The organism is Streptomyces sp. NPDC038707, from assembly GCF_040636485.1.
In the GTDB taxonomy this organism is placed as follows: domain Bacteria; phylum Actinomycetota; class Actinomycetes; order Streptomycetales; family Streptomycetaceae; genus Streptomyces.
This window is the reverse complement of record NZ_JBEZUP010000068.1, coordinates 1-11818: the sequence shown is the minus strand read 5'-3', so window position 1 is coordinate 11818 and position 11818 is coordinate 1. Positions and strand designations below refer to the sequence as shown.

Below are 11818 nucleotides of genomic sequence, written 5' to 3'. Positions count from 1 at the left end.
ACCGGCCGCAAGTCCGCCGAGATCATCGCCGACGCCGAACTCAAGGTGTACGAGGGCGGCTCGCACGGCATCGCCATGGTCCCCGGCGACAAGGAACGCTTCAACCAGGACCTGATCGAATTCCTGCGCCGCTGACCGGCACGGCCCGAACGACGCGTCCGGCGCCCCCGCGCGGAGCGCCGGACACACGCGTCGCAGACCTCACCCGGGCGGGGAAGGCCCCTGGGATCCGAGCCCCGGGCGCTGGTCAGTGAGTGCCCTTCAAGGCGGCGTGTGCCTCGGTGAGCCTGTCGACCGCGATGTCGATGGCCTCGGGCGGAAGGGTGAAAGAGAGTCGCAGGTGGCGGTCCAACGCTCCGTCCGGGGAGAAGTGAAAGCCTGGCGTCAGCGCGAGGCCGCGCGTGGCCGCCAGGCCGGCCAGCCGTCGGGAGTCGGTATCGAGGAGTTCGAGCCACAGGGACGGCCCGCCCTGCGGCACCCGGAAGCGGCACCACGGCAGGGCCGACAGTCGCGCGGCCAAGTGGTCGCGCTTTTTCCGCAGTTGCGCGCGCCGGCGGTCGACCACCGCTTGTCTGCGTTCCAGCATCCGGGTGGCGACCAGCCGGTCGAACGGCGAGGGCGCGAGCGTACCGGCGAGCGGGTGCTCCGCCAGCCGGCGGACGGTGTCCGGGTGTGTGCGGATCCAGCCCACCCGCAGGCCCGGCCACAGTGACTTGCTCAGCGAGCCCCCATCACACGACGTGCCGGTCACCGGCGCGTGCCGCGCCCCGGGCCGGCGGCGTGGGGTCCTCGCGCAGGTCGAGGTCCCGCATGGTTTCGTCGAAGACCACCAGGGTGTCGTGGGCGTGCAGCCGGCGGCGGAGTTCGGTGCGGTCTTCCTCCCCCATCAGCCAGGCCGGTGGGGTTGTGGAAGTCCGCGACCAGGTAGGTCAGGGACGGCCGGATCGTCGCGAGAGTGTCGTTCAGGGCGGGCATGTCCCAGCCGGTGGGGGTGAGGGGCTGGGAGACCAGCCGGGCGCCCGCTCCGCGGAACAGGGCGAGCGCACCCGGGTAGGTGGGCGAGTCCAGGACGACCCTGCTGTTCGGCCGTAGGTATGCCGCGCTGATCAGGCTCAACGCGGCGTCGGCACCGCTGGTCAGCAGGAGGTGGCCGCTGTCGGTCGCGAGTCCCTGGGCGCTGTAGAGATCGGCGATACCCGTGTGCAGTGCCGACGCACGGTTGTATCCGGGGGTGTCTGCCAGCAGCGCGGCGGGCAGCGTTTCGGTGGCTTCCCGCACGGCTTGGAGCAGTTCGTCGAGGAGTGCGGCGGGCTCCGCGACGGTGAGGTCCAGCGGCGCCCCGTTCCTGCCCGCCTCGCCCCGGTCGCTGGCCCACGGCGAGAGCCGGTCGCGCAGTTGGGGCGGCACACGGACGGTGCTGCCGGAACCGGTCCGGGTGACGATCAGCTGCCTGGCCCGCAGGATCCGGTAACCCGCCGCCACGGTGCCCCTCGCGAGACCGAGCTCGCCGGCCAGCAGGCGCTCGGCCGGAATCTGCGCGCCGAGCGGGAGACGGCCATCGCGGACGGCCTTCTCCATGGCATCGGCCAGCCGCTCCGCCAGCGAGCCGCCGCCGGCACGCCAGTCGCCGAGCAGCCGGGGGCAACGCGAAACCGGAACGCGTCGCACCAAACGATCCATTAGGGTTACTTTACGAGGATTGGACCGCCGTGCTGCGATCGACACCGGTTCCCGCGCCCCGCCGGGGGCGTCCCGGCAGGGTGATCGGGCGGGTCCCCGGTGCCGTCCGCTCACCAGTGCGGTCCCGGCCGAACCCCCACGCCCGTGAGATCTTCATGCTCCGCCCGATCTGCTGGGCCACTTCACACGGATTGGACCACGACAGTGCGGTCGGTGCCGTCTAGCGTCGAGTCGTACCCACCCGCTCTCAAACCTGGACACCCTCATGCCCCTGCATTACCGCCATGTCGACGTGTTCGCCGCACAGGCGTACACCGGCAACACCCTCGCCGTCTTCCCGGACGCTCACGGCCTCTCTGCCGCGCAGATGCTTGCGATCACCCAGGAGCTCCGCCACTTCGAGACGATCTTCCTCAGCGACGCGGACGCGACCCACCACGTCACCGCCCGGGTCTTCGACCTCTTCGAGGAACTCGGTTTCGCTGGGCACCCGGTCCTGGGCGCGGCCGCCGTGCTGCATGAGCGCGACGGTGCCCCGGGTCCGCGGCGTTGGACGTTCCGTATGACCGGCAGGACCGTCGAGGTGTCCACCCGGCGCACCGCCACCGGGTATCACGCGGCGCTTGACCAGGGGGCGCCGGAGTTCCTCGGGACCGTGCCGGCCGAGGGCAGGGCGGAGGTCGCCGCGGCCCTGAAGCTGCCCGGCCGGGTGCTCGCCGACCTTCCTCTGCGTGTCGTCTCCACCGGCCTGCGCTACCTCATCGTGCCGGTGGTGGCGGGTCTGGCCGAGGCGGGAATCGTCCGCGGCGACTTCGCGGAGCTGCTCGGGCGGTACGGCGCGCAGTTCGCGTACGTCCTCGACGTCGAGGCCCTCGAAGGCCGTCACTGGAACAACGACGGCGTCCTGGAGGACGTCGCGACCGGCAGCGCGGCCGGCTGCGTCGGCGCGTACCTGGCCCGGCACCGCGTCGTGCCCGTCGGGGAGGAGTTCGTCCTGCGACAGGGACGCTTCACCGGCCGTCCGAGCCGTCTCACCGTCCTGCCCGAGGGACGCCCCGACGCACTGCACAACATCCGGGTCGGGGGCGACGTGAGCATGGTGGCCCGCGGATCCCTGGACTCCTGCCCGAGTGAGGACCTTTCGCATGCCTGACTTCCCGCTCTACACGGCCGACCGCATCCGCGCGGCCGTGGACCTCGCCGACCTGGTGGAGCCGGTCGCCGACGCCTTCACCGCGTTCAGCACCACCGAGGGAGCGCGGGCGCCGGCCATGGTGCTTCCCGTCGCCGACTGCGGGGACTCGCACGTCAAGGACGCCCACCTGCCAGGGGGCCGCCACTTCCTCGTCAAGATCGCCAACTGGTTCCCCGGAAACCGGGCGCGCGGCCTACCGGAAGGCGGCGGGTTGGTCGCGCTCTTCGACGCCTCGACCGGCGCCGTCACCGCGGTGCTGGAGGACGAGCACTACCTCTCCGACCTCCGGACGGCCGCCGCGGGAGCCGTCTGCGCCCGCGCGCTGTCCCGGCCGGACGCGAGCCGCGCAATCGTCTTCGGCACCGGCAGGCAGGCCGAACTGCAGGCTCGTGCCCTCACCCTCGTCCGTCCGGTCCGGCAGCTGAGCGTCTGGGGCCGCGACCACCGCCGGGCCGCCGTCCTCGCCGGCCGTCTCGGCCGGGACCCACCACACGTCGACATCACCGCGGCCGCCGATCCCGAGCGTGCCGTGCGCCACTGCGACATCGTCGTCACCGCGACGGCCAGCCCCGCCCCCATCCTGTTCGGCTCCTGGCTCCGCCCCGGCCAGCACATCACCGCCCTTGGCGCCGACGACCCGGCCAAGCGCGAACTCGACGGCGCCTGCCTGCGCCGCGCCACCCGGGTCATCGTCGACAGTCGGGAACTCGCCCTCCGCTACGGGGACGTCCACGCCGCCGTCGCCCGCCAAGAGGTCACGGAGGACCGTGTCGACGGCGAGATCGGCGACGTCCTGGCCGGCCGGGTTCCCGGTCGGCGCACGGCGGATGACATCACGGTCGCCAAGCTCGTCGGCATCGGCCCCCAGGACCTCGCCGCGGCCCGGACGGCCCTCGCCCTGCTGACAGGAGCCAGCGGATGACCCTGGTGCCGGACACTTTTCGCATGCATGTCGCGACCGCCGCGGACATCGACGCCGTCGTCCGCACTCTGACCACCGCCTTCTTCAACGACCCGCTGTGGGGACCGGCCTTCCCCGACACCGGACGACGTGCCGCCCAGGCCGCGGCCATGTGGCGGCTGTACGCGTCATCGGCACTGCGCTATCACTGGCTGCTCGTCAGCGACGAAGCGAAGGCCGCAGCCGTATGGATCCCGCCCGGCGGGGAGGAACTGACCAGCGAGGAATCAGACGGTCTCCCGCGCCTCCTGCGCCAAACCGCCGGCCGGGACGTGGCCGAGGCCATCGTGACGATCAACGAGCAGTTCACCGCCGTGCGACCGAAGCAACCGCACTTCTACCTCACCCTCCTCGGCGTTCACAACCATCACCGAGGCAAGGGACTCGGCATGGCTCTGCTCGCCGAAAGCCTCGCTCACATCGACGCCCTCGACGCCCCCGCCTACCTGGAGTCGTCCAATCCGGCCAACCTCCAGCGGTACGAAGGCGTCGGCTTCACCCCGCGGGAGGAGATCGTCGTCGCCACCGGCCACGTCGTCACCACCATGTGGCGGCCGGCAGCCGGCACCCGCCCGGGAGCCGGCGGATACGCACGCTGAGGTGTGGGCACCAGCACCCGGCCGGTGTCCCGGGGACGTGTCTGTACGACCGCCCGCCGGACCCCAGCCGGTCAGGCTCAAAGGACAGGACTTCCTGCGGCCGGTCATGCTCATCCTCCCTCTTCGACGCGGGAGAGCCAGGTGGTGAGCAGTGATTCGAGCGTCTTGGCCTCGTCGGGTGTCAGCAGATCCAGCAGACGGCGTTCATTGCGCATGTGGTCGGTGAACACCTGGTCGATCAGTTCGCGGCCGGGTGCGGTGAGGGCGACGATCCGGCCCCTCTGGTCACCGTCCGACCGTCGGCGGGTGACGAGTCCGGCCCGCTCCAGGCGGTCGATCCGTTTCGTCATCGCGCCGGTGGTGACCATGGTGTGCGCGGCGAGCTCGCCCGGTGCCCGTTCGTAGGGCTCGCCGGCGCGTCGTAGCGCGCACAGGACGTCGAACTCCCCCTCGCTGAGCCCGTAGTCGCCATAGACGCGACAGAGTTCGCCGGTGAGTCGGTCGGCCAGACGGTGCAGCCGGCCGATCACTCCCTGCGGGGAGACGTCGACGTCGGGCCGCTGTCGGCGCCATTCGGCCTGGATGCGGGCTACGTGGTCAAGCGGTTGCCGTTTGTCCATACGACCCACAGTACCTTCCTGAGAAGGTATATTGCCTTCCATGGAAGCTAATTTGCGGTGGGTGGCGGTGACCGCGGTCGCGCCGGTGGCCTGGGGAACCAACTACTTCGTCACCCGGGAGTTCCTCCCCGCCGACCACCCCCTCTACGGAGCCGCCTGCCGGGCGCTGCCCGCCGGCCTCCTCCTGCTGGCCCTGTGCCGACAGCGGCCGCGCGGCGCGTGGTGGTGGAGGTCCGCCGCGCTGGGCCTGCTCAACGTGAGCGTGTTCTTCGTCCTCGTCTACACCGCCTCCCAGACCCTGCCCACGAGCCTCGCCTCGGCCGTCATGGCGGTGTCCCCGCTGACGATGATGCTCGTGGCCTGGCTCCTGATATCCGAACGCCCCCGGACCACCCACCTGGCCGGTGCCGGAGTCGGGCTCGCCGGTGTGTGCCTCATGCTGCTCACCGGTGCGGAACAGGTGAGCGTGGGTGGTGTGGCCGCCTCGGCCGCCGCCATGCTCGTGTCGTCCTTCGGCTACATCCTGGCCAGACGGTGGAGCGATGGCGCCGACGTGCTCGCCTCGACCGCCTGGCAGCTCACCGCGGGCGGCCTGCTGCTGCTCCCGGCGGCGGCGATCGCCGAGGGGGCTCCCCCACCGCTCTCCGCACCGGCCCTCCTCGGGTTCGCCTACGTCGCGCTGGTCGCCACCGCACTGGCCTTCACCGCCTGGTTCACCGGGCTCCGGCGCCTGCCGGCGGGGACCGTGGGCCTGCTCGGACTGCTCAACCCCGTCACCGGGGTGCTGCTGGGCGTGGTGATCGCGGCTGAGTCGCTGACCTTGCAGCAATTGGGCGGACTCGCCCTGGTCCTGGCCGGGGTCGTCCTCGGCCGGCCCGCCCGCGCGGGACGGCGCGGCCGCCGGCGGCCGCCGCTCCGGCCTGCTGCGGACGACCGGACCGGGCGGGAGGCGCCTTTGCGGACCGCTCCCTGAGGCGGCGCAGCGCCGTCCGGACCCCTGGGCGTGTCGTTCCGGGCGGGCCGGTGTGACGTCGTGCCCGGAGCGTGCCGCGGACCGACGCGGCGGCGCGGGGGCGACGGCATGCGGGTGACGCTCGACGGGGCGCCCCGTCGTGGGGCGGGCACGCCACGACGGGGGGCGGCCCCACCGCCGTGGCGGGGGCCGGGCCCGTCATCGCGGTGGGTGGTCAGCCCCGTCGCCGCGGCGGGTGGTCAGCCCGCTGACAGCACTTCGATCCCGTCCGCCGCGAGGCGCTCGACCACCGGATTCTGGGGTGACGCGTCCGTGATCAGGCCGCTGATCTCCTCCCAGGGCAGGACGCGGTACCGGGAGGCCGTGCCGATCTTCTCGGAGGAGGCGAGGACGTAGGTGTCCGCGGCACGTGCCGCGAGGGCGCGTTTCATCGCGGCGTCCTCGGCGTCGCCGGTGGTGAGACCCGCTTCGGGGTGAACGCCGGTGACGCCGAGGAGAAAGAGGTCGGCGGAGACGTTCTGCGCGGCCTCGGCGGCGGCGGCGCCGCAGGTCACCGCCGAATGCTTGAACAGCCGGCCGCCGATCACGAAGATCTCGGCCTTCGGGTGGTCGAGCAGCGCGGCGGCGACCGTCGGACTGTGGGTGATAACGGTGCATCCCAGGTCCTTCGGGAGCGCGTGGGCGACCGCCAGCGCCGTGGTGCCTCCGTCGAGGATCACGACGCCGCCCGGCCGCACCAGTCCGGCGGCCACCGAGGCGACTCTGCGTTTGCCGTCCGGGGCCACGGCCTGCCGGGTGCCGTAGTCCGCCACCGCCGGCGACACGGGAAGCGCCCCGCCGTAGACGCGCTGGCACAGCCCCTCGCCCGCCAGGTCCCGCAGGTCGCGCCGCACGGTGTCCTCGGAAATCCGCAGTTCGGCGGCGACATCCTTGGCGACGATCTTGCCTTCCCGGGCGAGCAGGTCCAGCAAGTGGTCACGCCGTTCGGCAGCCAGCATCCGCGTTCTCTCCTGTTCTTGCACGTTTCTGCATGTATTGTAGCGCCCATGAACGACAAGCCCATGCTGATCCTCATCGCCGGCCCCTATCGCTCCGGCACCGACGGCGACCCGCAGTCCATGGCCGCCAACCTCGCGCGCCTCGAAGCGGCCGCATGGCCCGTCTTCGCCGCCGGCCACCTTCCCGTCATCGGGGAATGGATCGCCCTGCCCGTCCTGCGCTCGGCCGGCGCCGGCCCCACCGATCCCCTCGCCGACCAGGTGCTGTACCCGACCGCCGAGCGCCTGCTGGCCCACTGCGACGCCGTACTGCGCCTGCCCGGCGACTCCACGGGAGCCGACCAGGACGTCGCCACCGCACGCCGCCACGGCCTGCCCGTCTACCACGACGTCGCGGAGATCCCCGCCCTCGGCCCGCGGGGCGCGGCGTGACGCCGCGCCCCGGTGTGGACGTACCGGACCACCGCGGCCGGACCGGGCTCGACCGGGCGGGACGGGACCTCGACCGCAACCCGGACGTCGTGGTCCGCGACGTCGAACTCACCTCCCAGGGCTGGCACGTCCTGCGCCGCACCACCTTCGACTACCGCCGGCGCGACGGGCGCTGGGAGACCCAGCAGCGCGAGACGTACGACAGGGGAGACGGCGCCGTCGTCCTGCCCTACGACGCCGCGCGCGGACGCGTACTCCTGACCCGCCAGTTCCGCTACCCCGCCTACGTCAACGACCACCCCGACGGCATGCTCGTCGAAGCCGCCGCGGGGCTGCTCGACGCGGACGACCCCGTCGCCGCCGTCCGCCGGGAGGCAGCCGAGGAGCTCGGCGTCGACCTCGGCCCCCTGACCCGGGTCCTCGACGCCTACATGAGCCCCGGCTCCGTCACCGAACGCCTCCACTTCTTCGCCGCCCCCTACACGCCCGGCGACCGGACCGGGACCGGCGGCGGAGTCGAGGACGACGGCGAGGACATCGAGGTCCTCGAACTCCCCTTCACCGAAGCCCTCGCCATGACGCGCGACGGACGCATCGCCGACGGCAAGACCATCCTGCTCCTCCAATGGGCCGCCCTGCACGGCCCCTTCGCCCCCCGCGCCGAAGGCCGCCGCCCCGTCGGCCCCGGCGCCGCGGACGCGGCCGGCCGCCAGTGACCTGAGTCGGAGATTCGTCGTCGGGTTGGGCATGAGTCGTCCGGGTCCGAAGTGCCCGCCGCTGCCGGTCCCTGATACCCAGCGGGCGGATCCGCGACCTCTGGGCCAGAGCCTGGGCACCGTCGCCCGACGACGCTTCCACCCCCCGCACCGCACCGCCATGGCTGGATCTTGGCGGTTGTTAGGATCCAGCCATGGCGAAGAGACATGCGGTGACCGTACTGGCGTTCGATGGAATGGCGCCCTTCGAGCTGGGCGTGGTGGTGGAGGTCTTCGGTCTGTCCCGGCCCGAGCTGGGAGACCTGCCCTGGTACGAGCTGCGGGTGTGCGCTGAGGAGCCCGACCGGGATCTGCGGGCGGTCGGGGGGTTCACGCTGCGCGTCGGGCACGGGCTCGATGCGCTGGCCGCGGCGGACACGGTGATCGTGCCTGGGGTGGCCGAGGCCGGGGCGCAGGTCTCGCCAGCGCTGGTGGAAGCACTGCTGAAGGCGCATGCGCGGGGGGCACGCTTGGTGTCGATCTGCTCCGGCGCGTTCGCGCTGGCCGCGACCGGTCTGCTGGACGGCCGGCGTGCCACCACCCACTGGCGCTACGCCCGTACGCTCGCCGAACGGCATCCCGGGATCGAGGTCGACCCCGACGTGTTGTACGTCGACAACGGCGATGTCCTCACCAGCGCGGGCAGCGCGGCAGGTATCGACCTGTGCCTCTACCTCGTCCGGGCCGATCACGGTGCGGCCGTCGCCAACGCGGTGGCGCGCCGCTTCGTCGTCCCCCCGCACCGCGAGGGCGGACAGGCCCAGTTCATCGAGGCAGCGGTGGGAGACGTAGGTACCGACGACGACGGCGTCACGCGGAGCATGAACTGGGCGCTGCGTCATCTGCGCACACCACTGTCCGTGTCCGCCCTGGCCCAGGCTGCGCGTATGTCGGAACGCTCATACCTGAGGCACTTCGCCCGCCGCAACGGCGTGAGCCCGATGCGCTGGGTCATCGCCCAGCGGGTGGCTGCCAGCCTGCCGCTGCTCGAGTCCGGCGAGGGCACCGTGGACGAGATCTCCGCCGCGGTCGGCTTCGACAGCACCGCGACGTACCGGCACCACTTCTCCCGCCAGATGCGGACGACGCCGACGGCTTACCGCAAGGCGTTCACCCGCGTTGCCGCCCACCCGTAAAGGTCACTTCGAGGGGTGGCGGAATCTTGGTGACTTCGGGCGTTCACGCCACTCGTAGGGCGGGCTCAGGGATCAGAGGATGGAGTCATCGCCGACCGGGGAAACCCGGCACGGCTCACCGGATCCCGTCCCGACCAGCAGGAACAAGAGGTACCCGCCCCATGTCTGCCACCGCTTCCGCCGAGACCACCAGCGCCGTCCTGAGCGTGCCCGCCGCCGCTCCGGCCGAGGCTGCCGCTCACTACGCCGCCCGACTCGCCTTCGAGGCGGATGTCTCCGACGTCCACGCCGACCTGGAAGCCGGCGCACCCGGCGTCGTGCTGGTCGACACCCGCAGCAGTGCCGGCTGGGACCAGGGCCGCATCCCCGGCGCCCTTCACATCCCCACCGCGCAGATCGCCGAACTGGCGCCTCAGCTGATCGATCCGGGCCAGACCGTGGTCACCTACTGCTGGGGCCCCGGCTGCAACGGCGCGACCCGCGCGGCGCTGGCCTTCGCCCGCCTCGGCTACCAGGTCAAGGAAATGCTCGGCGGCTTCGAGTACTGGGTCCGCGAGGGATTCGCCTACGACTCCGCCACGGGCGTCGAGCAGCGCCCTGTCGACGACCTGACCGCCCCTCGCTCGGGTATCTCCTGCGCATGCTGAAGGACACCGCACGGCCGGGCGGCGTGATCCGTCCGGCCACCGCGGCAGACCTGCCGGCGATAGCCCGTCTGTGCGCCGCCCATGCCGCCTTCGAGCGCGCCGAACCCGTCCCCGTCGATCTCGCCACCCGCCTGGAGCCCGTGCTGTTCTCGGCACATCCGAGAGCGTGGTGCCTCGTGGTGGACCACGGAGGCGAACTGATCGGTTACGCCACCTACTCCCGGGAGTTCTCCACCTGGCAGGCGACCGACTACGTCCACCTGGACTGCCTGTTCGTCACCGAACCGCACCGCGGAGAGGGCTGGGGGCACGCCCTGCTCAACGCCGTGAAGGACGCCGCAGCGGCTAGCGGCGCCACACACATGCAGTGGCAGACACCCGACTGGAACACCGACGCCATCCGCTTCTACCACCGCGCGAGAGCCGAAGCCCGGCCCAAGGTCAGGTTCTCACTCCCCACTCGCCCGGCGGAAAACCTGCCCCGAGCGGTGGGTCTCGCGGCCTGGCTGTAGCCGACTGGCACCTCACCGGTATCCGCCACGGAGCGAGGTCCAGGCCGAGCCCTGAGTGCCGCGCCCGGAACAAGACGCGAGACCGACGCGACCCCGGACACGGGGCGGCGCCGTCCGGCATCTCGGAGCCGTCGTCGCCGCTTGCGCAGACCCTCCTCGGCGCCAGGAGCTCGAACCAGTCGTGGTAGCGGCGCAGCTTGTCCACCAGGTCGTCGACGGGTTCGGTGACGCGGTCGACCTCCAAGAGCATCGCGGGCACCCCGGCGTCCGGCGCGCGCATCGTCAGGTCGGCGTACGCCCCACTGCGGCGTCCGCCCCAGCCGGGCCGGCTGGCCGCGATTGTTCTACAGGGGCCGGTGCCCGGCGACGGCGCCGCCCGGGTCGTCGGCCAGGGCGATGCGGGCGGTGATGCGTTTGCCGACGGGCTCGCGCTGCGCTTCGAAGCCCTGGGCGACGGCCATGACGATCTCCAGGCCGTGCTGGCCGACCCGGCGGCGTCCGCCGGGTCGGCCAGAAGGACCGGGTCACAATCCCACACGGCGACCTCGACCGTGTCACCGGTGACCTTCAGGTCCAGCAGCACAGGCCCGGGCGCATACTTACGGGCGTTGGTGACCAGTTCACTGACCACCAGCTGGGTGACGTCCATGGCACGCTGCGAGACGGGCAGGCCGTGCTCGGCCTGGACCCGGGTGAGGAAGCCGGCGGCCAGGTGACGGGCTTGGGCGATGTCCCCGCCGTCGCCGGCCAGGGCCACGCTGGTCTGTATGGCCGGCCTGTCCGGCGCCGCGCCGCCCGCCGGCACCGGGTCTGCTTCCATCACGACCACCATTCGCCTGACCGACGCGTCCGGCCGGGTGGGGCAACAGCAGTTGGGCAGCGGCGTTCCGCCCTGGCACATGCCGGGCGGGACGCCGCTGGAGCGGGCCGCAGGCGGCGCCCGTCAGGCCGCGCGCTTGCGGTCCAGCAGCATCACGGCATACAGCGGGGAGTCCGGGAACGGCTGGCGCTCGCCGACCTTCCGGTATCCCCAGCCCTCGTACATCGCCTGGAGCCGGGGCCGCTTGGTGTCCACCGTGAGCACGGCCAGGGCCTCCGGCCGGCGAGCAGCACGGTGTGAAGCCGCTCCCCAAGGCTTTGCCCGCGCCACTGCGGCTTCAGCATCAGTTCCGAGACGGAGAACGTCGAGGGGTCTGCCGGCTCTTCGCTCAGGTACTCACGCCACCATTCGTGCCCCGGCTCGCCCGGCGCCCCGTACGTGAACCCGATCGGCTCGCCATCGGCGTAGGCGACCACACACGCGAATCCCT

Annotated in this window: 14 protein-coding genes and 2 pseudogenes; 10 read left to right on the top strand and 6 right to left on the bottom strand. The window is 72.2% G+C overall.

Going from position 1 to position 11818, the window contains the following annotated elements; translation table 11 throughout:
* A pseudogene (locus tag AB0E62_RS39275) lies at positions 1 to 135 on the top strand (alpha/beta hydrolase); the annotation flags it as partial.
* Between the two features lie 112 nt (positions 136 to 247).
* Here the strand turns inward: AB0E62_RS39275 and AB0E62_RS39270 are convergent.
* Together AB0E62_RS39270 and AB0E62_RS39265 are read right to left on the bottom strand one after the other, a co-directional pair.
* Entirely contained in the window at positions 248 to 751 is a 504-nt protein-coding gene (locus AB0E62_RS39270; RefSeq protein ID WP_362205705.1) for a pyridoxal phosphate-dependent aminotransferase, read from the bottom strand.
* Positions 748 to 1668, bottom strand: coding sequence for an aminotransferase class I/II-fold pyridoxal phosphate-dependent enzyme (locus AB0E62_RS39265; protein WP_362205702.1), 921 nt, complete (start codon positions 1666 to 1668; stop codon positions 748 to 750). The genes AB0E62_RS39270 and AB0E62_RS39265 overlap by 4 nt, the downstream gene beginning before the upstream one ends.
* Positions 1669 to 1945: 277 nt before the next feature.
* Here AB0E62_RS39265 and AB0E62_RS39260 point away from each other — a divergent pair, with 277 nt between their 5' ends.
* Genes AB0E62_RS39260 through AB0E62_RS39250 form a run of 3 tightly spaced genes read left to right on the top strand, consistent with a single transcriptional unit; the run spans position 1946 to position 4435 of the window.
* Positions 1946 to 2833 (top strand): PhzF family phenazine biosynthesis protein, encoded by an 888-nt coding sequence (locus AB0E62_RS39260; protein WP_362205699.1) that lies wholly within the window; start codon positions 1946 to 1948, stop codon positions 2831 to 2833.
* The gene (locus AB0E62_RS39255; RefSeq protein WP_362205696.1) at positions 2826 to 3797 is read left to right on the top strand and encodes an ornithine cyclodeaminase family protein; all 972 of its coding nucleotides are present in this window, start codon (positions 2826 to 2828) and stop codon (positions 3795 to 3797) included. The genes AB0E62_RS39260 and AB0E62_RS39255 overlap by 8 nt, the downstream gene beginning before the upstream one ends.
* Before the next feature lie 23 nt (positions 3798 to 3820).
* Complete coding sequence (locus AB0E62_RS39250; RefSeq protein ID WP_362205693.1) at positions 3821 to 4435, top strand: GNAT family N-acetyltransferase; 615 nt, start codon at positions 3821 to 3823, stop codon at positions 4433 to 4435.
* Positions 4436 to 4545: 110 nt separating this feature from the next.
* On the opposite strand, the gene AB0E62_RS39245 is transcribed toward AB0E62_RS39250, so the two are convergent.
* Positions 4546 to 5055 (bottom strand): MarR family transcriptional regulator, encoded by a 510-nt coding sequence (locus AB0E62_RS39245; RefSeq protein WP_362205690.1) that lies wholly within the window; start codon positions 5053 to 5055, stop codon positions 4546 to 4548.
* A 40-nt stretch (positions 5056 to 5095) separates the two neighbouring features.
* Between AB0E62_RS39245 and AB0E62_RS39240 the strand changes: the two genes are divergently transcribed.
* Positions 5096 to 6028, top strand: coding sequence for an EamA family transporter (locus AB0E62_RS39240; protein WP_362205688.1), 933 nt, complete (start codon positions 5096 to 5098; stop codon positions 6026 to 6028).
* A 239-nt stretch (positions 6029 to 6267) separates the two neighbouring features.
* On the opposite strand, the gene AB0E62_RS39235 is transcribed toward AB0E62_RS39240, so the two are convergent.
* Complete coding sequence (locus AB0E62_RS39235) at positions 6268 to 7026, bottom strand: DeoR/GlpR family DNA-binding transcription regulator (protein WP_362205685.1); 759 nt, start codon at positions 7024 to 7026, stop codon at positions 6268 to 6270.
* A 48-nt stretch (positions 7027 to 7074) separates the two neighbouring features.
* Here AB0E62_RS39235 and AB0E62_RS39230 point away from each other — a divergent pair, with 48 nt between their 5' ends.
* From AB0E62_RS39230 to AB0E62_RS39210, 5 genes are all read left to right on the top strand, one after another.
* Positions 7075 to 7458, top strand: coding sequence for a DUF4406 domain-containing protein (locus AB0E62_RS39230; RefSeq protein ID WP_362205682.1), 384 nt, complete (start codon positions 7075 to 7077; stop codon positions 7456 to 7458).
* Positions 7455 to 8174 carry an NUDIX domain-containing protein gene (locus AB0E62_RS39225; RefSeq protein WP_362205679.1) on the top strand — a complete coding sequence of 240 codons (720 nt, stop codon included), beginning with the start codon at positions 7455 to 7457 and terminating at the stop codon, positions 8172 to 8174. The genes AB0E62_RS39230 and AB0E62_RS39225 overlap by 4 nt, the downstream gene beginning before the upstream one ends.
* Before the next feature lie 194 nt (positions 8175 to 8368).
* A complete protein-coding gene (locus AB0E62_RS39220) occupies positions 8369 to 9349 on the top strand; it encodes a helix-turn-helix domain-containing protein (RefSeq protein WP_362205676.1) in 981 nt (326 codons plus the stop codon).
* Between the two features lie 161 nt (positions 9350 to 9510).
* Positions 9511 to 9996: a rhodanese-like domain-containing protein gene (locus AB0E62_RS39215; protein ID WP_362205673.1), complete on the top strand. Its 486-nt coding sequence runs from the start codon at positions 9511 to 9513 to the stop codon at positions 9994 to 9996.
* Positions 9990 to 10508 (top strand): GNAT family N-acetyltransferase, encoded by a 519-nt coding sequence (locus tag AB0E62_RS39210; RefSeq protein ID WP_362205670.1) that lies wholly within the window; start codon positions 9990 to 9992, stop codon positions 10506 to 10508. Before AB0E62_RS39215 ends, AB0E62_RS39210 begins: the two co-directional genes overlap by 7 nt.
* A 344-nt stretch (positions 10509 to 10852) precedes the next feature.
* Here AB0E62_RS39210 and AB0E62_RS39205 read toward each other — a convergent pair.
* Both AB0E62_RS39205 and AB0E62_RS39200 read right to left on the bottom strand, forming a co-directional pair.
* Positions 10853 to 11328: pseudogene (locus tag AB0E62_RS39205) on the bottom strand (ATP-binding protein).
* 123 nt (positions 11329 to 11451) lie between these two features.
* Entirely contained in the window at positions 11452 to 11592 is a 141-nt protein-coding gene (locus AB0E62_RS39200; protein ID WP_362205667.1) for a hypothetical protein, read from the bottom strand.
* Positions 11593 to 11818: the final 226 nt, after the last annotated feature.

Bases quoted from the DNA above. Each gene is read 5' to 3' on its own strand.
- AB0E62_RS39260 (WP_362205699.1), top strand. From the start codon at position 1,946: ATGCCCCTGCATTACCGCCATGTCGACGTGTTCGCCGCACAGGCGTAC.
- AB0E62_RS39255 (WP_362205696.1), top strand. From the start codon at position 2,826: ATGCCTGACTTCCCGCTCTACACGGCCGACCGCATCCGCGCGGCCGTG.
- AB0E62_RS39250 (WP_362205693.1), top strand. From the start codon at position 3,821: ATGCATGTCGCGACCGCCGCGGACATCGACGCCGTCGTCCGCACTCTG.
- AB0E62_RS39245 (WP_362205690.1), bottom strand. From the start codon at position 5,055: ATGGACAAACGGCAACCGCTTGACCACGTAGCCCGCATCCAGGCCGAA.
- AB0E62_RS39240 (WP_362205688.1), top strand. From the start codon at position 5,096: ATGGAAGCTAATTTGCGGTGGGTGGCGGTGACCGCGGTCGCGCCGGTG.
- AB0E62_RS39235 (WP_362205685.1), bottom strand. From the start codon at position 7,026: ATGCTGGCTGCCGAACGGCGTGACCACTTGCTGGACCTGCTCGCCCGG.
- AB0E62_RS39230 (WP_362205682.1), top strand. From the start codon at position 7,075: ATGAACGACAAGCCCATGCTGATCCTCATCGCCGGCCCCTATCGCTCC.
- AB0E62_RS39220 (WP_362205676.1), top strand. From the start codon at position 8,369: ATGGCGAAGAGACATGCGGTGACCGTACTGGCGTTCGATGGAATGGCG.
- AB0E62_RS39215 (WP_362205673.1), top strand. From the start codon at position 9,511: ATGTCTGCCACCGCTTCCGCCGAGACCACCAGCGCCGTCCTGAGCGTG.
- AB0E62_RS39210 (WP_362205670.1), top strand. From the start codon at position 9,990: ATGCTGAAGGACACCGCACGGCCGGGCGGCGTGATCCGTCCGGCCACC.